General features: G+C 71.7%; 22 protein-coding genes. 17 read left to right on the top strand and 5 right to left on the bottom strand.

Translation table 11 applies throughout. The features are described 5' to 3' along the window. Nucleotides 1–64: 64 nt before the first annotated feature. From paaN to AB0I67_RS11465, 8 genes are all read left to right on the top strand, one after another. The gene (gene paaN / locus AB0I67_RS11500; RefSeq protein WP_357921388.1) at nt 65–1,705 is read left to right on the top strand and encodes a phenylacetic acid degradation protein PaaN; all 1,641 of its coding nucleotides are present in this window, start codon (nt 65–67) and stop codon (nt 1,703–1,705) included. Continuing rightward, nucleotides 1,702–2,526: a 3-hydroxyacyl-CoA dehydrogenase family protein gene (locus AB0I67_RS11495; RefSeq protein WP_357921385.1), complete on the top strand. Its 825-nt coding sequence runs from the start codon at nt 1,702–1,704 to the stop codon at nt 2,524–2,526. The genes paaN and AB0I67_RS11495 overlap by 4 nt, the downstream gene beginning before the upstream one ends. Beyond that, entirely contained in the window at nt 2,523–3,431 is a 909-nt protein-coding gene (paaA, locus tag AB0I67_RS11490; protein WP_357921382.1) for a 1,2-phenylacetyl-CoA epoxidase subunit PaaA, read from the top strand. The genes AB0I67_RS11495 and paaA overlap by 4 nt, the downstream gene beginning before the upstream one ends. Then, the gene (paaB, locus tag AB0I67_RS11485; protein WP_357921379.1) at nt 3,428–3,700 is read left to right on the top strand and encodes a 1,2-phenylacetyl-CoA epoxidase subunit PaaB; all 273 of its coding nucleotides are present in this window, start codon (nt 3,428–3,430) and stop codon (nt 3,698–3,700) included. The genes paaA and paaB overlap by 4 nt, the downstream gene beginning before the upstream one ends. Next, nucleotides 3,697–4,347 carry a 1,2-phenylacetyl-CoA epoxidase subunit PaaC gene (gene paaC / locus AB0I67_RS11480; RefSeq protein ID WP_357921376.1) on the top strand — a complete coding sequence of 217 codons (651 nt, stop codon included), beginning with the start codon at nt 3,697–3,699 and terminating at the stop codon, nt 4,345–4,347. Before paaB ends, paaC begins: the two co-directional genes overlap by 4 nt. Continuing rightward, nucleotides 4,341–4,799, top strand: coding sequence for a 1,2-phenylacetyl-CoA epoxidase subunit PaaD (paaD, locus tag AB0I67_RS11475; protein ID WP_357921373.1), 459 nt, complete (start codon nt 4,341–4,343; stop codon nt 4,797–4,799). The genes paaC and paaD overlap by 7 nt, the downstream gene beginning before the upstream one ends. Continuing rightward, nucleotides 4,800–5,807 (top strand): 2Fe-2S iron-sulfur cluster-binding protein, encoded by a 1,008-nt coding sequence (locus AB0I67_RS11470; protein ID WP_357921370.1) that lies wholly within the window; start codon nt 4,800–4,802, stop codon nt 5,805–5,807. Nucleotides 5,808–6,035: 228 nt separating this feature from the next. Next, nucleotides 6,036–7,421 (top strand): trehalose-6-phosphate synthase, encoded by a 1,386-nt coding sequence (locus AB0I67_RS11465; RefSeq protein ID WP_357921367.1) that lies wholly within the window; start codon nt 6,036–6,038, stop codon nt 7,419–7,421. On the opposite strand, the gene AB0I67_RS11460 is transcribed toward AB0I67_RS11465, so the two are convergent. Then, nucleotides 7,402–7,686 (bottom strand): DUF4235 domain-containing protein, encoded by a 285-nt coding sequence (locus tag AB0I67_RS11460; protein ID WP_357921364.1) that lies wholly within the window; start codon nt 7,684–7,686, stop codon nt 7,402–7,404. The two genes, AB0I67_RS11465 and AB0I67_RS11460, sit on opposite strands and share 20 nt — an antisense overlap. A 42-nt stretch (nt 7,687–7,728) precedes the next feature. Here AB0I67_RS11460 and valS point away from each other — a divergent pair, with 42 nt between their 5' ends. Further along, nucleotides 7,729–10,206 (top strand): valine--tRNA ligase, encoded by a 2,478-nt coding sequence (valS, locus tag AB0I67_RS11455; RefSeq protein WP_357921362.1) that lies wholly within the window; start codon nt 7,729–7,731, stop codon nt 10,204–10,206. Between the two features lie 17 nt (nt 10,207–10,223). Here valS and AB0I67_RS11450 read toward each other — a convergent pair whose 3' ends face one another. Then, the gene (locus tag AB0I67_RS11450; protein ID WP_357921360.1) at nt 10,224–10,742 is read right to left on the bottom strand and encodes a winged helix-turn-helix domain-containing protein; all 519 of its coding nucleotides are present in this window, start codon (nt 10,740–10,742) and stop codon (nt 10,224–10,226) included. Nucleotides 10,743–10,796: 54 nt separating this feature from the next. On the opposite strand from AB0I67_RS11450, the gene AB0I67_RS11445 reads away from it, so the two are divergent. Next, nucleotides 10,797–12,041: an MFS transporter gene (locus AB0I67_RS11445; RefSeq protein ID WP_357921358.1), complete on the top strand. Its 1,245-nt coding sequence runs from the start codon at nt 10,797–10,799 to the stop codon at nt 12,039–12,041. On the opposite strand, the gene AB0I67_RS11440 is transcribed toward AB0I67_RS11445, so the two are convergent. Further along, nucleotides 12,019–14,172 carry a DUF6351 family protein gene (locus AB0I67_RS11440; protein WP_357921355.1) on the bottom strand — a complete coding sequence of 718 codons (2,154 nt, stop codon included), beginning with the start codon at nt 14,170–14,172 and terminating at the stop codon, nt 12,019–12,021. The genes AB0I67_RS11445 and AB0I67_RS11440 overlap by 23 nt on opposite strands. 101 nt (nt 14,173–14,273) lie before the next feature. On the opposite strand from AB0I67_RS11440, the gene AB0I67_RS11435 reads away from it, so the two are divergent. Genes AB0I67_RS11435 through AB0I67_RS11405 form a run of 7 tightly spaced genes read left to right on the top strand, consistent with a single transcriptional unit; the run spans nt 14,274 to nt 20,329 of the window. Further along, nucleotides 14,274–15,425: an AI-2E family transporter gene (locus AB0I67_RS11435; RefSeq protein ID WP_357921352.1), complete on the top strand. Its 1,152-nt coding sequence runs from the start codon at nt 14,274–14,276 to the stop codon at nt 15,423–15,425. 11 nt (nt 15,426–15,436) lie between these two features. Next, a complete protein-coding gene (locus tag AB0I67_RS11430) occupies nt 15,437–15,982 on the top strand; it encodes a PaaI family thioesterase (RefSeq protein ID WP_357921349.1) in 546 nt (181 codons plus the stop codon). Then, nucleotides 15,979–16,419, top strand: a complete 441-nt coding sequence (gene dut, locus AB0I67_RS11425) for a dUTP diphosphatase (protein WP_357921346.1) — start codon at nt 15,979–15,981, stop codon at nt 16,417–16,419. Before AB0I67_RS11430 ends, dut begins: the two co-directional genes overlap by 4 nt. A 59-nt stretch (nt 16,420–16,478) precedes the next feature. Further along, nucleotides 16,479–17,111: a DUF3710 domain-containing protein gene (locus AB0I67_RS11420; protein WP_357921343.1), complete on the top strand. Its 633-nt coding sequence runs from the start codon at nt 16,479–16,481 to the stop codon at nt 17,109–17,111. 27 nt (nt 17,112–17,138) lie between these two features. Next, nucleotides 17,139–17,522: an OB-fold nucleic acid binding domain-containing protein gene (locus AB0I67_RS11415; protein WP_357921341.1), complete on the top strand. Its 384-nt coding sequence runs from the start codon at nt 17,139–17,141 to the stop codon at nt 17,520–17,522. Next, nucleotides 17,519–18,202: a DUF3159 domain-containing protein gene (locus AB0I67_RS11410; protein WP_357921338.1), complete on the top strand. Its 684-nt coding sequence runs from the start codon at nt 17,519–17,521 to the stop codon at nt 18,200–18,202. The genes AB0I67_RS11415 and AB0I67_RS11410 overlap by 4 nt, the downstream gene beginning before the upstream one ends. Before the next feature lie 18 nt (nt 18,203–18,220). Continuing rightward, nucleotides 18,221–20,329, top strand: coding sequence for a protein kinase (locus AB0I67_RS11405; protein ID WP_357921335.1), 2,109 nt, complete (start codon nt 18,221–18,223; stop codon nt 20,327–20,329). Between the two features lie 125 nt (nt 20,330–20,454). On the opposite strand, the gene AB0I67_RS11400 is transcribed toward AB0I67_RS11405, so the two are convergent. Both AB0I67_RS11400 and AB0I67_RS11395 read right to left on the bottom strand, forming a co-directional pair. Beyond that, nucleotides 20,455–21,114, bottom strand: coding sequence for a TrkA family potassium uptake protein (locus AB0I67_RS11400; protein WP_357921332.1), 660 nt, complete (start codon nt 21,112–21,114; stop codon nt 20,455–20,457). Continuing rightward, on the bottom strand, nt 21,114–21,779 hold the full coding sequence (locus AB0I67_RS11395) for a TrkA family potassium uptake protein (RefSeq protein WP_357921329.1): 666 nt from the start codon (nt 21,777–21,779) through the stop codon (nt 21,114–21,116). Before AB0I67_RS11395 ends, AB0I67_RS11400 begins: the two co-directional genes overlap by 1 nt. Between the last annotated feature and the right edge of the window lie 36 nt (nt 21,780–21,815).

Below are 21,815 nucleotides of genomic sequence, written 5' to 3'. Positions count from 1 at the left end.
AACTGACCGAATGTTCGGTAAACAGTCCATCGTCCGGCCGATCCCTGTCAAGAGAGGGACGAACATGTTCGAGCAGCACCGGGAGACCCTCGACCAGGCGCTCTCCGCGATCGCCGAACGCGGCTACTGGAGCGCCTATCCCGAGTCGCCCAGCCCCCGCGTGTACGGCGAGGGCGCGGCGGAGCAGGGGAAGGCGGCCTTCGAGTCCTACCTGGGCCGGCCCTTCCCGACCGACCAGCCGGGGACCGGCTCGTGGGTCGGGGCGGAACGCTCGCCGTACGGGATCGAGCTGGGGGTGACCTACCCCGCGCCGGACACCGAGACCCTGGTCGGCGCGGCCCGCGCGGCGATGCCCGCCTGGCGCGACGCCGGGCCGCTGGCCCGCGCACTGGCCTGCGTGGAGATCCTGCACCGGGTCAACCAGCGCAGCTTCGAGATCGCCAACGCCGTCCAGCACACCAGCGGCCAGGCCTTCGTCATGGCCTTCCAGGCCGGCGGCCCGCACGCGCAGGACCGCGCCCTGGAGGCGGTCGCCTACGGCTACGCCGCCCAGACCTCCTCGGCCGGGCAGGCGCGCTGGGAGAAGCCGGCCAAGGGCGAGCCGCTGGTCATGGACAAGCGTTTCACCGTCGTGCCGCGCGGCGTGGCCGTGGTGATCGGCTGCACCACCTTCCCGACCTGGAACTCCTACCCGGGCCTGTTCGCCTCGCTGGTCACCGGCAACCCGGTGATCGTCAAGCCGCACCCGCGGGCGATCCTGCCGCTGGCGATCACCGTGCAGATCGCCCGCGACGTCCTGGCCGAGGCCGGGTTCGACCCCGCGCTGGTGCAGCTCGCCGTGGAGGAGGGCACCGGCCTGGCCACCGAGCTGGCCACCCACCCGGCGGTGCGGATCGTCGACTTCACCGGCTCCACCTCCTACGGCGACTGGCTGGAGGCCAACGCCCGCCAGGCGCTCGTGCACACCGAGAAGGCCGGGCTCAACACGGTCGTCATCGACTCCACCGACTCCTTCAAGGGCATGCTCGGCAACCTGGCCTTCTCGTTGTCGCTGTACAGCGGGCAGATGTGCACCGCGCCGCAGAACCTGCTCATCCCGGCCGGCGGCATCGAGACCGACGAGGGGCACAAGAGCTTCGACGAGGTCGCCGCCGGGCTGGCCGCCGCGGTCGGCAAGCTCCTGGGCGACGACGCGCGCGCGGTCGAGCTGACCGGCGCGCTGGCCAACCCCGAGGTGCTGGCCCGGGTGGAGGCCGCGCCCTCGCTCGGCGAGGTGGTGCTGGAGTCGCGGGCGCTCAAGCACCCGGCCTTCCCCGGCGCGGTGGTGCGCACCCCGGTCATCGTCCGGGTGGACCCGGACCGCGACGACGTCTACACCAGCGAGCACTTCGGGCCGATCTCCTTCGTCATCCCGACCGCCTCGACCGCCGACAGCCTCCGGCTGCTGCGCGAGACGGTCAGCGCCCACGGCGCGCTGACCGCGTCGGTCTACTCCACCTCCGAGGAGGTGCTGGAGCAGGCCGAGAAGGCGGCCATCGACGCCGGGGTCAACCTGTCCTGCAACCTCACCGGCGGCGTCTTCGTCAACCAGTCGGCGGCCTTCAGCGACTTCCACGGCACCGGGGCCAACCCGGCGGCCACCGCCTCGCTGACCGATCCCGGCTACGTCGCCGGCCGCTTCCACGTGGTGCAGTCGCGGCGATGAGCGTCCCGAGCCAGGTCGCGGTCATCGGCGGAGGCCGCATGGGGGCCGGCATCGCCCAGGTCTTCCTGCTGGCGGGCGCGTCCGTCACCGTCCAGGAGCCGCGGGCCGAGGCCGCCCGCGCGGCCGTCGCCCGCGGCCTGGCCATCGCCGAGTCCAAGGGCGCGGCCCCCGGCGCGCTCGACCGGCTGACCCTCGGGCCGGTCCCGGCCGAGGCCGAGCTGGTCGTCGAGGCCGTGCCGGAGGACCCCAAGCTCAAGGTCGAGGTGCTGTCCGAGGCCGAGCGCCGCGCGCCCGGCGCGGTCCTGGCCTCCAACACCAGCTCCCTGTCCATCGGCGAGCTCGCCGCGGTGCTGGAGCGGCCCGGCCGGCTGATCGGTCTGCACTTCTTCAACCCCGTCCCGGTGCAGCGCCTGGTCGAGATCGTCGTCACGCCGGAGACGCCCGCCGAGCTGCTCCAGCGGGCGAAGGGCTGGGTGGGGGCGCTCGGCAAGACCGGGATCGTCGTGCGCGACTCGCCCGGCTTCGCCTCCAGCCGCCTCGGCGTGCTGCTCGGCCTGGAGGCGATGCGCATGGTCGAGGAGGGCGTGGCCGCCCCCGAGGACATCGACACCGCGATGGAGCTCGGCTACCGCCACCCGATGGGACCGATCCGGCTGGGCGACCTGGTCGGCCTGGACGTCCGGCTGGCCATCGCCGACTACCTGCGCGACCGCCTCGGCCCGCGCTTCGAGGCGCCGGAAATCCTCCGAGAAAAGGTGGCGAAAGGGGAATTGGGGCGCAAGACCGGGAAGGGGTTCTACACGTGGGAGGAGGAGCGATGACCACGTTCCAGCAGATCATCGACGCCGACGAACGCATCGAACCGCGCGACGAGATGCCCGAGGCCTACCGCAAGACGCTGATCAGGCAGATCGCGCAGCACGCCCATTCCGAGATCATCGGCATGCAGCCCGAGGGGAGCTGGATCACCCGCGCGCCCTCGCTGAAGCGCAAGGCGATCCTGCTGGCGAAGGTCCAGGACGAGGCCGGGCACGGGCTCTACCTGTACGGCGCCGCCGAGACGCTCGGCGTCAGCCGCGACGAGCTGCTCGACGCCCTGCACGACGGCCGGCAACGCTACTCGTCGATCTTCAACTACCCCACGCCCACCTGGGCGGACATGGGGGCGATCGGCTGGCTGGTGGACGGCGCGGCGATCGTCAACCAGGTGCCGCTGTGCCGGTGCTCGTACGGGCCCTACGCGCGGGCGATGGTGCGCATCTGCAAGGAGGAGAGCTTCCACCAGCGCCAGGGCTACGAGCTGCTGCACACCCTCGCGCACGGCACCCCCGCCCAGAAGCGGATGGCGCAGGAGGCCGTGAACCGCTGGTGGTGGCCGTCGCTGATGATGTTCGGGCCGCCCGACACCGAGTCGACGCACTCCGCGCAGTCGATGGCCTGGAAGATCAAGCGGCACTCCAACGACGAGCTGCGCCAGCGCTTCGTCGACATGTGCGTGCCGCAGGCGGAGATCCTCGGGCTCACGCTGCCCGACCCCGACCTGCGCTGGAACCCCGAGCGCGGGCACTACGACTTCGGTGAGATCGACTGGACCGAGTTCAAGCGGGTGCTGTCCGGCGACGGGCCCTGCAACGCCGAGCGGATCGCGCACCGGCGGCGGGCGCACGAGGAGGGCGCCTGGGTCCGCGAGGCCGCCCAGGCCTATGCCGCCCGGGAGACGGCATGACGCTCTGGGAGGTCTTCGTGCGCCCCAAGCGGGGCCTGTCGCACGTGCACGCCGGCAGCCTGCACGCCGAGGACGCCGAGCTCGCCCTGCGGCACGCCCGCGACCTGTACACCCGCCGCCAGGAGGGCGTCAGCATCTGGGTCGTGCCCGCCGACCAGATCAGCGCCTCCTCCCCAGACGAGAAGGACGCCTTCTTCGACCCCGCGGCCGACAAGCCCTACCGCCACCCCACCTTCTACGAGCTGCCCGAAGGGGTGAAACACCTGTGAACTCGCTCGAGACCGGCGACGACTGCCTCGTCCTGGCCCAGCGGCTGGCCGAGTGGGTCACCCTGGCACCCACCCTCGAAGAGGACGTCGCCCTCGCCAACCTCGCCCTCGACCTGCTCGGCCAGGCCCGGGCGCTGCTGGCGCGCGAGGGCGACGAGGACGCGCTCGCCTACCTGCGCCCCCCGGGCCAGTTCCGCAACTGCCTGCTGGTCGAGCAGCCGAACGGCGACTTCGCGCACACCGTCGTCCGGCACCTGCTGTTCGCGAGCTACCTGTACGAGCTCTACCGCGCCCACCCCGGCGACGAGGTGGCCGCCAAGGGCGTCAAGGAGCTCGCCTACCACCGCGACTACGCGCGGGTGTGGACGCTGCGGCTGGGTCTCGGCACCGAGGAGAGCCGCCGTCGCACCATGGCCGCGCTGGAGGCGCTGTGGCCCTTCGTGGACGAGCTGTTCGAGAGCCGGGCCGAGCTGCGCGGGCCGTGGGAGCAGTACGTGCTGGCGACGCTGGCGGAGGCTTCGCTGGCCGTACCGGAAGGCGTGGAGCAACGCTCCGGCGGGCGGCGCGGCGAGCACGGCCCGCACCTGGCGGCGTTGCTGGCGGAGATGCAGGCGCTGCACCGCGAGCACTCGGGGGCCACATGGTGACCGTGTCACTGGAGGAGGCGAGGGCGGCCGCCGCGGCCGTCCCCGACCCGGAGCTGCCCATGCTCACCCTCGGCGACCTGGGCATCCTGCGCGACGTCGTACGGCGGGCCGACGGCGGGGTCGAGGTGGTGATCACGCCCACCTACTCCGGCTGCCCCGCCATGGACGCCATCCGCGAGGACATCCAGCGCGTCCTGCCCGGGGTGAGCGTCCGCACCGTGCTCGCGCCGCCCTGGACCACCGACTGGATCACCGACGAGGGCCGCCGCAAGCTGGCCGAGCACGGCATCTCCCCGCCGGGCCGCACCCCCGTCCTGCAGCTCAACCCCCGCTGCCCGCGCTGCCGCTCGCCCCGCACCCGGCTGGTCAGCCGGTACGGCTCGACCTCCTGCAAGGCCATGTTCGCCTGCCGCGACTGCCTGGAGCCCTTCGACCACTTCAAGGAGTTCTGATTGAGCCGATTCCAGCCGTTGACCGTCGCGGCCGTGGACCGGCTCACCGACGACGCGGTGGCCGTCACGTTCGCCGAGCGGCTGCCCTTCGTGCAGGGCCAGCACCTCACCGTCCGCACCTTCCTGGGCGGTGAGGAGGTACGGCGCAGCTACTCGATCTGCTCCCCGGTCGGCGGTCCCCTGCGCATCGGCGTCAAACGCCTGCCCGGCGGCGCCTTCTCCGAGTGGGCCAACCGCGACCTCAAGCCCGGCGACGTCGTCGAGGCGATGCCGCCCCTGGGGCGCTTCCACGTCGAGCTCCGCCCCGAGCTGGCCCGCCACCACGTGGCCATCGCGGCGGGAAGCGGCATCACGCCGGTCTTCTCGCTCATCGCCACGACGCTGGCCGTCGAGCCGTCCAGCCGGTTCAGCCTCGTCTACGGCAACCGCACCGCCCGCGAGGTGATGTTCGCCGAGGAGCTGGCCGACCTGAAGGACCGGTACGGCCCGCGCTTCACCCTGCTGCACGTGCTCAGCCAGGAGCCGATGGAGGCGCCGATCTCCAGCGGCCGGATCGACGCGGCCAAGCTCCGGACGCTGCTGCCGCTGCTGGGGGAGGGCGACGAGTACTACCTCTGCGGCCCCATCGGCCTGGTCGAGGCCGCCCGCGAGGCGCTCGGGCCGGGCCGCCGGGTGCACTTCGAGCTCTTCTACGCCGGGGAGCCGGTCGTCCGGCCGCACTCCGTGCCCTCGGGCGCCGTGTTCACCTTCACCCTGGACGGACGGACCACCCGCGTCTCCCTCGACGGCGACGAGCCCCTGCTCACCGCGGCGCTCCGCGTCCGCGCCGACGCGCCCTACGCCTGCCGCGGCGGGGTCTGCGGCACGTGCCGGATGCGCCTGGAGACCGGCGAGGTGTCCATGGACCAGAACTACGCCCTCGAACCGGCCGAGCTGGCCGCCGGTTACGTCCTGGCCTGTCAGAGCCATCCGGTCACGCCCGAGGTCACCGGAGACTTCGACGCCTGAGCGCGCGCCCTGTGACGGGAGTGACGGATGAGGCGCGGTGGCATTGTGAGCCTTGTGGGCGAAATGCTCGGTTCGGGTTTGTTTCGCCATGTTCTGGGCAGGGTGTATACGGCACCGCTCGCCGTGCGCCGGCTGATGAGCTGGAACGTCCCCCGGGCGGGGGCCGAGAGCGGCTGCCAGTGAACCGGCCATCCGGCCGGTTCCCGTGAACACGTGGGAGGGACGTACGTGGGTGGCCGTAGCTCGTTCTTGATTGTGGCCAACCGGCTGCCGGTGGACCGCTCGATCGAGCCCGACGGCACGGCGACGTGGCGACGGAGCCCGGGCGGGCTGGTCACCGCGATCGCGCCGGTCATGCAGCGCCGCGACGGCGCCTGGCTCGGCTGGGCCGGAGCGCCCGACGAACAGATCGAGCCGTTCCGTGACGACGGCATGAACCTCATCCCGATCCCGCTGTCGCGCGAGGAGATCGAGCTCTACTACGAGGGCTTCTCCAACGCGACCCTGTGGCCGCTCTACCACGACGTGGTCGCGCCGCCGGTCTTCTCCCGCGAGATGTGGGAGACCTACCGGGCGGTCAACGAGCGCTTCGCCGACGCCACCGCCGAGGCGGCGGCGGAGAACGCGGTGGTCTGGGTGCAGGACTACCAGCTCCAGCTCGTCCCGGCGATGCTCCGCGAGCGCCGCCCGGACCTGCGCATCGGGTTCTTCCTGCACATCCCCTTCCCGCCGGTCGAGCTGTTCTGGCGGCTGCCGTGGCGCACCGAGCTGGTCAAGGGCCTGCTCGGCGCCGACCTGGTGGGCTTCCAGCTCTCCGGCGGCGCCTCGAACTTCATCCGGCTGTGCCGGCGGCTGCTCGGCGTGCCGTACAAGGGGAACGAGATCTACCACGAGGACCGCACGATCACCGCGCGGGCCTTCCCGATCTCGGTGGACTTCGGCGAGCTCGACGCGCTCGCCCGCGACCCGCAGATCGTGCACCGGGCCAAGGAGATCCGCTTCGAGCTCGGCGACCCCGAGCACCTGCTGCTGGGCGTGGACCGGCTCGACTACACCAAGGGCATCGGGCAGCGCCTGGAGGCCTTCGGCGAGCTGCTGGACGAGAAGCGGGTGCAGCCGGGGGAGGCGGTCTTCGTGCAGATCGCCACGCCCAGCCGGGAACGGGTGGACGAGTACCGAAGGCTGCGCGACGACATCGAGCTGCAGGTCGGCCGGATCAACGGCGAGCACTCGCTGCTGGGCCACCAGCCGATCCAGTACCTCCACCAGTCCTACGACCGGCGCGAGCTGACCGCGCTCTACCTGGCCGCTGACCTGATGGTGGTGACCCCGCTGCGCGACGGCATGAACCTGGTAGCCAAGGAGTACGTGGCCTGCCACCACGACCTGCGCGGGGCGCTGGTGCTGAGCGAGTTCGCCGGCGCCGCCGACGAGCTGAAACAGGCCTTCCGCGTCAACCCCTACGACGTCGAGGGGCTGAAATCCACCCTCATCACGGCGATGCGGGCCACCCCGCACGAGATGGCCCGCAGGATGCGGACGTTGCGCCGCCGCGTGGCGACCTACGACGTCGACCGGTGGGCGGGGGACTTCCTCACGGCTTTGGAGTCTTGAGCTTCAGCGCCCGCCACGCGTCGTAGCGCTTCTTCGCGGTCTTGTTGACCACGATCTGCGCGACGGACATGCCGACGCCCATGACCACCGCGTAGCCGATGGCCTCCCCCATGCTGACCTCGGGAGCCTCCGAATCGAGCGGAGGCTCCTTGCCAGTCGCCTTGACCCAGGCCCAGCCCAGAACCTTCTTGGCGCCCCACGCGGTGGCCAGACCGAGAAGTCCGCCTACCACCCGCCATGCGACGTCCGGCTTGTCATCTGCCATGTGTGAACCCTATTCCTTCCAGAGGCCTTACCATCAGGAGGCATGACTCATCAGCGACCCGTTCCTGTCTTCGTGCCCGAGAAACCCACTCTCGACGGGCTCGAGCAGGTATGGGTAGAGCGCTGGGAGGCCTACGGCACCTACCGTTTCGACCGCACCAGGACCCGCGCCGAGGTCTACGCGATCGACACGCCGCCCCCCACGGTCTCGGGGTCGCTGCACGTCGGCCACGTCTTCTCCTACACCCATACGGACACCGTCGCGCGATTCCAGCGGATGCGCGGGCGCGAGGTCTTCTACCCGATGGGCTGGGACGATAACGGCCTGCCCACCGAACGGCGGGTCCAGAACTACTTCGGCGTGCGCTGCGACCCGTCGGTGCCCTACGACCCCGACTTCGAGCCGCCCGCCAAGCCGGGTAAAAACCAGATCTCCATCTCCCGGCGCAACTTCATCGAGCTGTGCGAGCGGCTGACGCAGGAGGACGAGAAGGCGTTCGAGGCGCTGTGGCGGCGCCTGGGCCTGTCCATCGACTGGTCCAAGACCTACGCCACCATCGACGCCAACGCCCGGCGCGCCTCTCAGCTCGCCTTCCTGCGCAACCTGGAGCGCGGCGAGGCCTACCAGGCCGAGGCGCCGACGCTCTGGGACGTCACCTTCCGTACGGCTGTCGCGCAGGCGGAGCTGGAGGACCGCGAGTGGCCCGGCGCCTTCCACCGCGTCTCCTTCTACGGCGACGCCGGCCCGGTGCACATCGAGACCACCCGGCCCGAGCTCATCCCGGCCTGCGTCGCCCTGGTCGCGCACCCGGACGACGAGCGGTACCGGCCGCTGTTCGGCACGACCGTGCTCACCCCGCTGTTCGGCGTCGAGGTGCCGGTCCTGGCCCACCACCTGGCCGAGCCGGACAAGGGCTCGGGCATCGCGATGATCTGCACCTTCGGCGACCTGACCGACGTCACCTGGTGGCGCGAGCTCGACCTGCCCACCCGGGCGGTCATCGGCTGGGACGGCCGGCTGCTGGCCGAGCCGCCGCAGGGCGTCGACGCCGAGCCGTACAAGGAACTGGCCGGCAAGACGGTGCACAGCGCGCGCGAGCGCATCGTGGAGATGTTGCGCGAGTCCGGCGACCTCGTCGGCGACCCGCGGCCGGTCACCCGCGCGGTGAAGTTCTACGAGAAGGGCGACAAGCCCCTCGAGATCGTCACCACCCGGCAGTGGTACATCCGCAACGGCGGCCGCGACGCGGCGCTGCGCGAGCGGCTGCTGGAGCGCGGCGCCCAGCTCCACTGGCACCCGCCGCACATGCGGGTGCGCTACGACAACTGGGTGGAGGGCCTGGCCGGCGACTGGCTCGTCTCGCGCCAGCGCTTCTTCGGCGTGCCGTTCCCGGTGTGGTACGCCAAGGACGGCTCGCTGATCGTGCCCAGCGAGGACATGCTGCCCATCGACCCGCAGTCGGACGTGCCGCCCGGCTACACCGAGGAGCAGCGCGGCATCGACTTCACCGGCGACCCGGACGTCATGGACACCTGGGCCACCTCCTCGCTGACCCCGCAGATCGCCGGCGGCTGGGAGCGCGACCCCGACCTGTTCGCCCGCGTCTACCCGATGGACCTGCGGCCGCAGTCGCACGAGATCATCCGCACCTGGCTGTTCTCCACTGTGGTCCGGGCCGACCAGGAGCTCGGCACGCTGCCGTGGAGCGACGTGTCGATCTCGGGGTGGATCCTCGACCCCGACCGCAAGAAGATGTCCAAGTCGAAGGGGAACGTCACCACCCCGCTCGGCCTGCTGGAGGAGTACGGCTCCGACGGCGTGCGCTACTGGGCGGCCAGCGGCCGTCCCGGCACCGACACCGCCTTCGACACCGGGCAGATGAAGGTCGGCCGCCGCCTGGCCATCAAGATCCTCAACGCCTCCAAGTTCGTGCTCGGCTTCCCCGACTCCGACGCCGAGGTGGGCGAGCCGGTGGACCGCTCGATGCTGGCCCAGCTCGACCAGGCGATCCGGGAGGCGACCGAGGCCTTCGAGGGCTACGACTACGCTCGCGCGCTGGAGGTCACCGAGCGCTTCTTCTGGGCGTTCTGCGACGACTACCTGGAGCTGGTCAAGGCGCGTGCTTACGGCGAGGGGCCGGAGGCCGCCTCCGCGCACTCGGCGCTGCGGCTGGCGCTCGACGCGCAGTTGCGGCTGTTCGCGCCGTTCCTGCCGTTCGTGACCGAGGAGGTCTGGTCGTGGTGGCGGGCCGGTTCGGTGCACCGCGCCTCCTGGCCGGTCCCCGGTGACGCGGCCGGCGACCCGGCGGTGCTGGCGGTGGCCGCCGAGGTGCTCGGCCGCATCCGCAAGGCCAAGTCGGAGGCCAAGCTCTCCATGCGGGCCGAGGTCTCCCTGCTGGAGGTCTCGGGGCCCGAGCACGCGCTGGTCCGGCTGGCCGCCGACGACCTGTGCGGGGCGGGCAACGTCGAGGAGTTCGTGCTGGAGCCGGGCGACCACCTCACGGTCCGCGTATCGCTCTGAGGGCCGCCGGCCCCGGCTCAGGGGTCGCGGGTCACGTCCCGGTGCAGCGTGTAGAACAGCGAGTACGGCGTCGCCCCGGGCGTGGCGGGCCGGGCGAGGAACTCCTCGAAGACCTCGTGCAGCCGCCGGTCGAGCTCCTCGACCTCCTCGGCGGTGAGCCGCAGGCCGAGCCGGGCCAGCCTGGCCTCGGCCAGGTCGGCCAGCCGTACCTCCTGGAGGAAGGCGTCCAGCATCGCCTCGCGCGTGCCAGGGACGCCTGACTCCTCCACGTCCATCAGCCACGACTTGCCGGTGGCCCGGTAGGGGATCTCGGTGGAGCCGCGCGGGCCGGGCCGGGCCGGTCCCGCGGCCAGGAAACCGGTGTCGACCAGCTTGCGGACATGGTGCAGCACGGTCGCCGGGTTGGCGTCGAGCCGCTGGGCGATCTCCTTGTTGGTCAGCGCCGTGTCGAGGCACAGCCGCAGGATGCGCAGCCGGATCGCCGAGGCCAGCGCGCGGGCCTCGGCCTCGGTGGCGGGTCGCCGGGTGGTCGCCATGACGGACAGCATACCGATTGACATTTCCCAATCGGTTGCTTCACGCTGGGCGACGTGACCAGATTCGCCCTGCTCCGCGAGCACGACTTCCGCGGGCTGTTCCTCGCCGACACCGCCAGCCAGGTCGGCTCGCAGGTGCTCATGCTCGCCCTGCCGCTGATCGCGGCGAGCGCCCTGCGGGCCAGCCCGGTCGAGATGGGCCTGCTGGTGATGTTCGAGACGCTCCCGTTCATCCTGGTCGGCCTGCCCGCGGGGGCGATCGTGGACCGGCTGCGCAAGCGCACGGTGATGATCGTCGCGGACTGGGGCCGCGCGCTGCTGCTGGTCACCGTGCCGCTCGCCTGGTGGGCCGAGGCGCTGACCATCTGGCAGTTGTACGGCGTGGCCCTGCTGGTCGGCTGCTTCACCGTCTTCTTCGACGTCTCCTACCAGAGCTACCTGCCCTTCCTGGTCGGCCGCGAGCACCTGGTCCAGGGCAACTCGGCCCTGGAAGTGGTCAGGACGGTCTCCCAGCTCGGCGGCCCGACCGCCGCGGGCTTCCTCATCCAGGCCGTCACCGCGCCCTTCGCGATGATCGCCACCGTCTTCGGCCTGGTGTGGTCGGCGCTCTTCCTCAACGGCATCCGCAAGCGCGAGCAGCCGCCGGAGCGCGGCCCGGACGCGCACCTCGGACGGGAGATCGTCGAGGGGCTGAAGTTCGTGCTCGGCCACCCGCTGCTGCGCCGGATCGCCGGTTCGACCGGCACCTTCAACCTGTTCGGCTCGATGCTCATGCCGATGGGCATCCTCCTGCTCACCCAGGACCTCGGCCTGAGCGAGGGCACGATCGGGCTGCTCTTCGCCGCGAGCGGGCTCGGCGGGCTCGTGGGCGCGGCCCTGACCGGGAGGATGGTGGCGCGCTTCGGCCAGGGGCCCACCATCTGGATGTCGTCGCTGCTCGGCGCGCCCCTGACCTTCGTGCTGCCGTGGACGGAGGCCGACTGGCGGCTCGGCCTCTTCGTGCTCTACGAGTTCGTGCTGGGCGTGAGCGTGGTCGTCTACAACGTCACCCAGCTCAGCTTCCGGCAGGCCGCCACCCCCGAGCCGCTGCTGGGCCGGATGAACGCGACCATGCGCTTCCTGGTGTGGGGGACCATGCCGCTGGGCGGCTTGCTCGGCGGCCTGCTGGGCGAGGTGATCGGGGTCCGCGCCACCCTGCTCGTCGGAGCGTGCGGGGTGTCGCTGGCCTTCCTGTGGGTCTTCACCTCGCCCATGCGGACCATGCGCGAGCTGCCGGTCAGTAGTCACACACCCCGGTAGGGAAGATCTGCTCCAGCCGCGCCCGCTCGGCCGGCGACGGCTTCCACGAGCCGTACAGGCCGCGGGCGACGGCCCGGGAGACCGGCTGCAGGTCGCACTTGTAGACGCCGCCCTCGATCGGGCCGCCCGCGACGATGCGGGAGGTCGAGTAGAGCGGGAACGCCTTCGTGCACGCGCCCGGCGCCCGGCGGTCGAGCACGCCCGCCCAGACGTCGGGTCCCGCGGCCAGCTGGGAGCCGTCGGTGGCGAAGCAGCGGTCCACGGCGAGGGCCGGCTTGTTCCGCGCCACCCCCTTGTGCGGATGTTTCCGTATGTTGGCCATCCACTCGTCCATCACCGCGAGCGCCTCCGGCGTCTGGTCGAACCGCGCCCCGTCGGGCCGCGCGTCGGTGAACCAGATCACCTGGTTGCGGGCGTCGCGGTCATGGTCGAGCATCCGCTGCCGGGTGGCGAAGGACTGGTGGCTGTTGTGCATGTCCAGCTCCTCCTCCAGGTAGTGCCGCCAGTCGATGATCGGCAGGTCGATGTCGCCACGGAAGACCAGCCCGCTGCGCTGCACGTTGCGGATGGCCACCGGGTCGCCGGTACGGCGCGGCGCGGGGTCGCCGAGGTTCATGTTCCGGGCGCTCCACGGGTCGAAGTCGCCCGGGCAGGCCGACGGGACGAAGGGACAGCCCTCCTGGACCATCTGCCCGGCCTCCTTCCACGACCCCGCCTTGGCGTTGAGGTCGAGGAACTCGGCCGGGGTGAGCACCCCGTCGGTCAGCGCCTTCAGCCCGTACTGCACGCCGACGTTGTCCCAGGTCGAGCGGGCGTAGCCGTCAGGGCCGACGCCGTAGACGTGCTTGACGTCCTCCCAGTGCGTCCAGTGCACGGTGTCCTTGACGCCCGGCGGGTCCATCTTGGCCCACTCGGGATCGTTGTCGTCGGTCCACTTCGGATTCATGGACAGCGGCGTCAGGCCACGCCAGCCGATCACGCACTCGGTGGCGCCGGGCCGCCGGGTGTAGGGGTTGGCGACGGTGTCGGAGGCGTTGAGGCCGATCAGCGCGGTGCGGTCGTCCCAGCGGGCCCAGCGCTGCGGGTTCTGGTCCATGTAGCGTTCGAGCAGCTCGCAGTCGCCGACGTGGATGGTCTGGGTGACCATGTCGGGATAGGAGTACTGCGGGATCGCCGCGTCGATCACCCGGCTGCCGTGGTTCTGGCCGTAGATGTACTGCTGGATCCCGCCGCCGGAGCCGCCCACGCCGACGGTGTAGAGCGGCTCGCCGTACCGCTCGACGAAGCGTTCCTTGACCATCAGCGCGGTCTCGCCGCCGAGGATCAGGTTGTAGTGCGTCGAGGTGCGCGTGCCGGAGGAGTGCAGGATGGCGTAACCCTTGCCCAGGCCGTGGGCGTCGAGGTGGCTGCCGCCGAGGGTGCCCTGGTCGTGGCCGATCGCCACGCCGCCGTCGAAGCGGTAGATCGCCCGCTTGTTCCAGGCGTCCTCGAGGACGGCGATGGAGTAGAGGAACCGGTTGATCACGCCGCGCTCGCGGGCGACGACGAAGTCGACCGTGCGGCCGTCGAGCGTGGTGGTCCGGCTCATGTCCTCGGGCCGGCCCTCGGCGGGCATCGGCTTGAACTGGCCGCCGGTGCTCCGGTAGAGCCGGTCGGTGACGGTCGGCGCGAAGCAGTCGCGGCTCCAGCCGCCCTCGACGCGGTAGCCCTGCCCGGCGGTGTTGTCGGCGACCGGCGGGCCGAGCCCGGCGCGCTCGGTCTTGCAGACGAACGGGTACTGCTTGGGCCCGGCGAAGATCGGGCCGCTGATCGGGTGGTTGCGCAGGGTGAGCGAGCCGCTGAAGGGCCGGGCCCGCGCGGTGATCGTGTTGCGGCCCTCGACCAGGCCGCCGACCAGGCCCACGAGCGCGCCGCCGGCCGGCTTGAAGGCCGAGGTGACGTCCTCGCCGTTGCGCAGGATCGTCAGGCGGGAGGGCCGGGCGCCGTGGCCCAGCCGTACCCGGACCAGAGCGTCGCCGCCGCTCACCTGCTCGGGGTGGCTGGAGACCACCTCGACGTCGATCCCGCCGTGGCCGGCGGGCATCGCGGGCAGGCCGAGGAGCAGCGTGGAGACCAGAATAATCGTCCGCACCCCCCGAAGGTGACACGCCCGGCCCCGCTTGCCCAGGCCCGATCTTCCGCCTGTCGAATAACCGTGCGCGTCCGGCCCCCGCACATGACAGTCTTGAACTCGTGCGCTCCCAATCTCCGACCAAACTCGTGCCGCCCTTCCTGGCCAAGGCCGCCGCCTGGAGCGCCTGCCTGATCGTGGTCGGAGTCGTCGTCTACTTCTTCTCCCAGATCGTCGCCAGGCTGAGCTTCGTCGCCCTGCCTGTCGCCATCGCGCTCCTGCTGACCGCGCTGCTCTACCCGGTCACCCGCTGGCTGCGCAACGCGGGCATGCGGCCCATCTACGCCACCTGGCTGACCATGCTGATCGCGCTCGCGGTCCTGGTCGGCACCGGCTGGCTGGTCGGGGCCCGCGCCAACGAGGAGTTCCCCCGGCTGGCCGAGCAGATCACCACGACCGTCACCGAGGTGCGCGACTGGCTGCTCACCGGCCCCTGGCACCTCAGCCAGCAGCAGCTCAACGACTGGACCAAGCAGATCACCGACCTGGTCAGCCAGCAGCAGCAGGCGCTGACCAGCACGGTCATCACCGCCGGGCAGGTGGCGGTGGAGGTCCTGGCCTCGATCGTGCTGCTGCTGTTCGTCACCTTCTTCCTGCTCAAGGACGGCGACCGGATCTGGGGCTGGTTCCTCAAGGCCTTCGGCACGATGGCGCCGCGCGTCGACCGGGCGGGCAAGGCGGCCTGGACCACGATCTCCCACTACGTGCAGGGCACCGTCGCCGTCGCCGCGGTGCACGGCGTGATCATGGGCATCGTCCTGGCCGGGCTGGGCGTCCCGCTCTGGGCCGCGCTGGCCGTGCTGATCTTCCTGGCCAGCTTCATCCCGCTCGTCGGCATCTTCTTCGCCGGCACCGTCGCCACCCTCGTCACGCTGGGCTCGGTCGGGCCGTGGAAGGCCCTGGTCTTCCTCATCGTGCTCATCATCGAGCAGCAACTGGAGAACCACGTGCTCCAGCCGCTGATCGTGGGCCGGGCGCTCAACTTCCACCCGCTGGCGATCATCCTGGTCCTGGCGATCGGCGGCATCCTGGGCGGCATCGCCGGCGCCGCCGTGGCCGTGCCCATTGCCGCGGTCATCTACCGGGCGATACCGGAGCTCCGCCACGACACCCCCGAACTACCACCTCCACCTCCTCATCCGAAGGAACCGGAACAAGTGGATCAAGAGGAGGAAGCGGCACCTGCGCAGCGGGGTCCCGCCCAGGCAGAGTAACCTCGTCGCCCGTGACTCGTTCCTCCTTGACCACCCCGCCGCCCGGCGCCGAACTCCCCGCTCCGCACCCCGCAGGCCCCAAAGAGCTCGGCTCCCACTACAGCAGGTGCTTCGGCTGCGGCGCCGACCACCCGACCGGCCTGCACCTGGCGGCCCGCACCCCCGACGGCTCGACCGTCGAGGCGGAGTTCACCGTCGCCGAGGCCCACCAGGGCGCGCCGGGCCTCGCGCACGGCGGCGTGCTGGCGGCGGCCATGGACGAGATCATCGGCATGTCCGTCTGGCTCTTCCAGCGCCCCTACGTCACCGGCCGCCTGGAGACCGACTTCCGGCTGCCGGTCCCGGTGGGTGCGACACTCCACCTCCGCGCCTGGTGCACCGGCGTCTCCGGCCGGAAGGCGTACCTTGAGGCTGAGGGGCGGCTCGGCGGCCCCGACGGTCCGGTCGCCGTCCGCGCGGCGGCGTTGTTCATCGAGGTGGCGATGGAACACTTCGCCAAGCACGGCGACGTGGCCACCCTGGCCGCCGAGCACCACGACTTCGAGGTGAACCCATGACCGCGGTAGAGGTCCTGATCCAGCGGCTCGACCCCGAGCTGCCGGTGCCGTCCTACGCCCATCCGGGCGACGCCGGCGCCGACCTGCACAGCGCCGAGGACGTCGAGCTGCAGCCGGGGGAGCGGGCGATCGTCCGCACCGGGCTGTCCATCGCGCTCCCCGACGGCTACGCCGCCTTCGTCCACCCCCGCTCGGGGCTGGCCGCCAAGCACGGCGTCACCGTCGTCAACGCCCCGGGCACCATCGACGCGGGCTACCGTGGCGAGATCATGGTCATCCTGCTCAACACCGACGCCAAGGAGCCGGTACGGCTGCGCCGCGGCGACCGGATCGCGCAACTGGTGGTCCAGCGGGTGGAGCGCGTGCGCTTCGCCGAGGTGGAGCAGCTTCCCGGCTCGGCGCGCGGCGCCGGCGGGCACGGATCGACAGGACGCTAGAGCTCACCAGAGCTCGGCCGCCAGAGCTCACCCGAGCTCGGCAGAGGGAGTGATTAGACGTGTTCCGACGTCGCCGGCGTGACGAAGCCAAGCAGGCCGAACAGGCCGTAGAAGAGACCATGCGCGAGTCGGGCCCCTGGGACGCCGACGAGCCCCACCCCGACCACGAGCGCATCGACCTGGGCGGGCTGCGCGTGCCGCAGGCCGACGACCTCGACGTACGGCTCGCCTCCATGGGCGACCAGCACGTCGGCGTGCTCGTCCTGCTCGGCGACAGCACCCTGCAGCTCCAGGCGCTGGCCGCGCCCAAGTCCGGCGGCATCTGGAGCGAGGTCCGCACCAAGGTCGCCGGCCAGCTCAAGACGGCCAACGAGCGGGAGGGCGTCTTCGGCCCCGAACTCGTCGGCGAGGTCGAGTCGGAGGGCGAGACCCGGCCGATCCGCTACCTCGGCGTCGACGGGCCGCGCTGGCTGCTCCTGGGCGTCGTCAGCGGCCCCGCCGCGCAGGACGAGACGATCGCCGCCCGCTTCGAGGACTACCTGCGCGATGTGGTGGTAGTCCGGGGGCAGGAGCCGATGGCCCGGGAGGAGACGATTCCGCTGCGGCGGCCCAACGAACGGCCTCAGCAAGAGGACGAAACACCCCAGCTAGACCCGTTCCGCCGCGGACCAGAAATTAGCGAAATCCGCTGACAATTTCATCGCTTAAGCTGATTCATCATGACTGAGCCTCCGAAACGCGGCTTGCGGGCATTCTTCAACCGGCTGGCAACGAGCCAGTCGGAGCTTGAGGCCGCCGAACTGCGAGAAGACGCCGAGAACACCGGCGCGACCCCCATCGTGTCGTGCGCCAACCGCCGCCGGTTCTGCGTGGCCGGTACGCTACGTACCGTGACCTTGCGGCCCCGGGGCGGCGCCCCCGCCCTAGAGGCGGAGCTGTACGACGGCTCCGACGTCATCGACCTGGTCTGGCTCGGCCGGCGCAGGATCGCCGGCATCGAACCCGGGCGCATCGTCAAGGCGGAAGGCCTGGTCAGCCTGCAGGACGGCCGCAAGGTGATGTTCAACCCGCGCTACGAGCTGCGCCCAGGAGGAACCACGTGACGTCGGACGCGAAGTCGCTGCAGCCGACGGCCTACGACACCGTCGAGGCCGCCGTACGCCACCAGCTCATGAAGGCGCTCGGCGGCAAGCGCGGCATGATCGAGGCGGCCGTGCCCACCCTCGCGTTCACCATCTCCTGGCTCGCCACCAAGGACATGAAGCAGTCCCTGCTCATCAGCGGCGCCTTCGCGGCGGTCCTCCTGCTGGTACGGCTGGCGCAGAAGCAGAGCGTGCAGTTCGTGCTCAACAGCGTCTTCGGCATCGCGATCGCCGCCTTCTTCGTCTCCCGCAGCGGCGACGCGGCCGACATCGCCCTGCCGGGCATCCTGGTCAACGCGCTGTGGGCGGCGGGCATGCTGCTGTCCATCGTCACCCGCTGGCCCGTGGTGGGCTTCATGGTCGGCTCGGTGGCCGGCGACCCCGTGGAGTGGCGCAAGGACCCGGGCATGGTCAAGCTCTGCACCAAGCTGACCTGGCTCCTGCTGGCCCCCAACCTGATCCGGCTGGTCGTGCAGGTCCCGCTCTATCTGGCGGTCTCCAACGGCATGCTGTCCGAGAACTGGGTCGTGGTCCAGCTCGTGGTCAAGTACGCCATGGGGTGGCCCTTGCAGATCGCCGCGTTCGCCGCCATGGGGTGGGTGCTCGCTCGCGGGCGCACCCCCGTGAACGCGTCGGCGTAGCGGGGTACGCTTCGCCTCGTGCCCGATTCACCTCCGCAGCTCGTCGGCGGCCGCTACCGGCTGGCCGATGAGCTCGGCCGTGGCGGCATGGGCGTCGTCTGGCGGGCCCGTGACGAGATCCTCGACCGCGCGGTGGCGCTCAAGCAGGTGCTGCTGCCCGACTGGGTGAGCGGCAAGGAACGCGAGCGCGCCTTCGAACGCGTCCTGCGCGAGGCCCGCTCGGCCGCCCGGCTGCGCCACGCCGGCGTCGTCACCATCCACGACGTGGTCCTCGACGAGGGCTACCCGTGGATCGTCATGGAACTCCTGCCCGCCGAGTCGCTGCACGAGGTCGTCGACCGCTGGGGGCCGCTCACCGAGGAGGTCGCGGTCGAGATCGGCGTCAAGCTGCTCGACGCGCTCCAGGCCGCGCACAACGCCGGGATCACCCACCGCGACGTCAAGCCGGGCAACGTGCTGCTGCTCGACGACGGAGGCGTCGTGCTCACCGACTTCGGTGTCGCGCACGTCGCCGACTCGCCGACCATCACCGGCACCGGGATGTTGCTCGGCTCGCCCGCCTTCATGGCGCCCGAACGGCTCGAAGGCAAGCCCGCCACCGCCGCGTCCGACCTCTGGGCGCTGGGGGCGACGCTCTACAACGCGGTCGAGGGGGCTCCGCCGTACCGGGGGCCGACGCCGGTGGCGGTGCTGGCGGCCATCCTCATGTCCGAGCCCCGGCCCCCGCAGCGGGCCGGGCGGTTGCGGCCGGTCATCGAGGGGCTGATGGCCCGTGACCCCGCCGACCGGATGTCCCACGGTGCCGCCCGTGCCGCCCTCATCCGCGCCGGCGGCCACCCCGAACGCACCGGCTCCCGCGCCCTGGCCGACCTCGTACGGCAGGCCGACGAGGCAGAAGCCGGTCTCGCCGGCCGCCCGGGCACCACTCCCGGCTCCCGAACCTCCCGCCCGGCGCAGTCGCGGGCGCCGGGGGAGAAGGCCCGGGGCGAGGGGGCCTCGGCCGGGCGGCCCTCACCAGGAGAGCGGCCCTCCGTGGGGGAGTGGCACTCCTCGAGCGAGCAGTCCGCGATCGAGCAGTCCTCCAGCGGGCGCCCTTCGTCGGGCCGGCCTTCGTCGGGGCAGCGGTCCTCCGGGCAGTCGTCTTCTGGGCAGCCGTCTTCTGGGCAGTCGTCTTCTGGGGACCGGTCCCCTGGAGAGCGGTCTTCCGTGGGACGGGCCTTGTCGGGTGAGGGCTCCTCTGGGGAACGCTCGTCCAGGGTGGCCGACACGCCCGGGCTCTTTCCGGCCCTCAGCCGCTCCGAGCCCCCGTCCGCCATCCCGCCGACCCGCGTCTCCCCGGAAACCGGAGCCGTCCGGCCCGAGCCCAGCCGGGCCGACGCCGCACGCCCGGGAGATCCCCAGGCCGCCGACCACCTGCCCACCGGGAAGACCCGATCCGAGGACTCACGGGCGGGTGAGGTGTCCCGGCCCACGCTGGTGCTCCGGCCCGAGGCCCTCCAGCGTGCGGGCGGGGGGAACCCCGAGGCGGCCCGGTCGAAGGGCGGCGGTCGTCCGGCAGGCCTGGGCGACACGGCCGAGGGCCCGAGCGTGCGGCCCACGCCTCCGGCCACCACAACGGACAAGGTGCGCGGCGTCGTGGCAGGAGTGGCGGCGGCCACGGTGATCGCCGGTCTGGCGGCCCACGTGGCGAGCAAGGTCACCGACCGGCTCGTCGGCCGCTCGATGGTGGACTTCCCGCCCGAGGTGGCGCTGCTGCTGATCCTGGCCGGCCTGCTGGTGACCGTCCTGGCGGTCCCGGCCCGGCTGCTCGCCCGGAGCAGGACGGGGGCGATGGCGGTGCGCCTGAGCCTGGTCCCGGCGCTCTACGGAGCCACCGGGCAGGCACTGCCGTACGTGGCGGGGCTGCTGGCGGTGTGGACGGCGGTGGTCGCGGTGCGGACCTGGCAGAACGCGGCCAAGCCGGTGGCCGTCACCCTGATCGGGGCGGCGGCCGGTTTCGCGGTATCCGGGCTGCTGGCGGCGGACGTGGGCCCGGACGAGCTGCTCTCGAAGACGTTCACCGGGGGAGCCCTGCTGACGGTGCCCTGGCTGATCTGGGCAGCCCGCCGCACCCGCCCCCGCCCCTGAGCCCGCTCCCACGGCACCGGCCGGCCCGCCGTACCCCGGCCCCGCCGTATCGGTGGCCCGCCGTACCTTGCCTTGCCGTACCTGACCTTCCATACGGCGGCCTGCCGTACAGCGGGACGGTGGGTTTAGTGCGGCGAGAGGAGCTGGCCGAGCTCCTCCTCGACCTCCTGGGAGGCGACGAAGAGCAGTTCGTCCCCCGCCTCCAGCGGGTCGTCGGCGGTGGGCACGAGCACCCGCCCCTCCCGCAGGATCGCCACGAGCGCCGAGTCGGTCGGCCACGGCACGGAGCCGGCGCGCTGACCGACGACGGGGGCGTCCTCGGGCAGGGTGAGCTCGACCAGGTTGGCCTGCCCCTGCCGGAAGGTCATGAGCCGGACCAGGTCGCCCACGCTGACCGCTTCCTCGACGAGGGCGGAGAGCAGGCGCGGGGTGGAGACGGCGACGTCCACGCCCCAGGACTCGTTGAACAGCCACTCGTTCGACGGGTGGTTGATCCGCGCCACCACGCGCGGCACGCCGTACTCGGTCTTGGCCAGCAGGGAGACGACCAGGTTGACCTTGTCGTCGCCGGAGGAGGCGACCACCACGTGGCAGTTGGACAGCCCGGCCTCGTCGAGCGAGGAGATCTCGCAGGCGTCGGCGAGCAGCCACTCGGCCCGCGGCACCGAGTCGATCTTGATGGCCTTGGGGTCGATGTCGATGAGCAGGACCTGGTGGCCGTTCTCCAGGAGTTCGGCGGCGATGGAGCGGCCGACGGCGCCCGCCCCGGCGATGGCGACGCGCATCAGTGGTCCTCTTCCGGTGCGGTGGCGAACACCTTGTTGATCCGGTCCATGTCGTCCTCGGCGGCGATCACGTGCAGGACGTCGCCCTCCTGAACCACGGTGTCGTTCTTGGTGACCAGGGCCTCGCCCATCCGGTTGAGGAAGCCGACCCGGACGCCGGCGGCCTCCTCCAGGCGGGTGACCTGGGTGCCGATCCAGCCGGGGTGCACGGCGACCTCGGCCAGGACGACCTCGCCGGTGGGGTCGCGCCAGAGCGGCTCGGCGCCCTCGGGCAGGACGCGGCGCAGGATCTGGTCGGCGGTCCAGCGCACCGTGGCCACGGTGGGGATGCCCAGGCGCTGGTAGACCTCGGCGCGGCGGGGGTCGTAGATGCGGGCCACGACGTTGTCGACGCCGAAGGTCTCGCGGGCGACGCGCGCGGAGATGATGTTGGAGTTGTCGCCGCTGCTGACGGCGACGAAGGCGGCGGCGGACTCGATGCCCGCTTCCTGGAGCACCTCGCGGTCGAAGCCGACGCCGGTCACCCGGCGGCCGCGGAAACCGGCGCGCAGCCGGCGGAAGGCCTGGGGGTCGCGGTCGATGATCGCGACCGAGTGGCCGTTGTCCTCAAGGATGTGCGCGATCGTCGAACCGACGCGCCCACACCCCATTATCACGATGTGCATACGCTCCCCACCAGCTTGCCTGGTAGTCAGCGTACT

The organism is Nonomuraea sp. NPDC050310 (assembly GCF_040655795.1).
Lineage (GTDB): Bacteria > Actinomycetota > Actinomycetes > Streptosporangiales > Streptosporangiaceae > Nonomuraea.
This window is presented reverse-complemented; position numbering and strand designations above follow the sequence as displayed.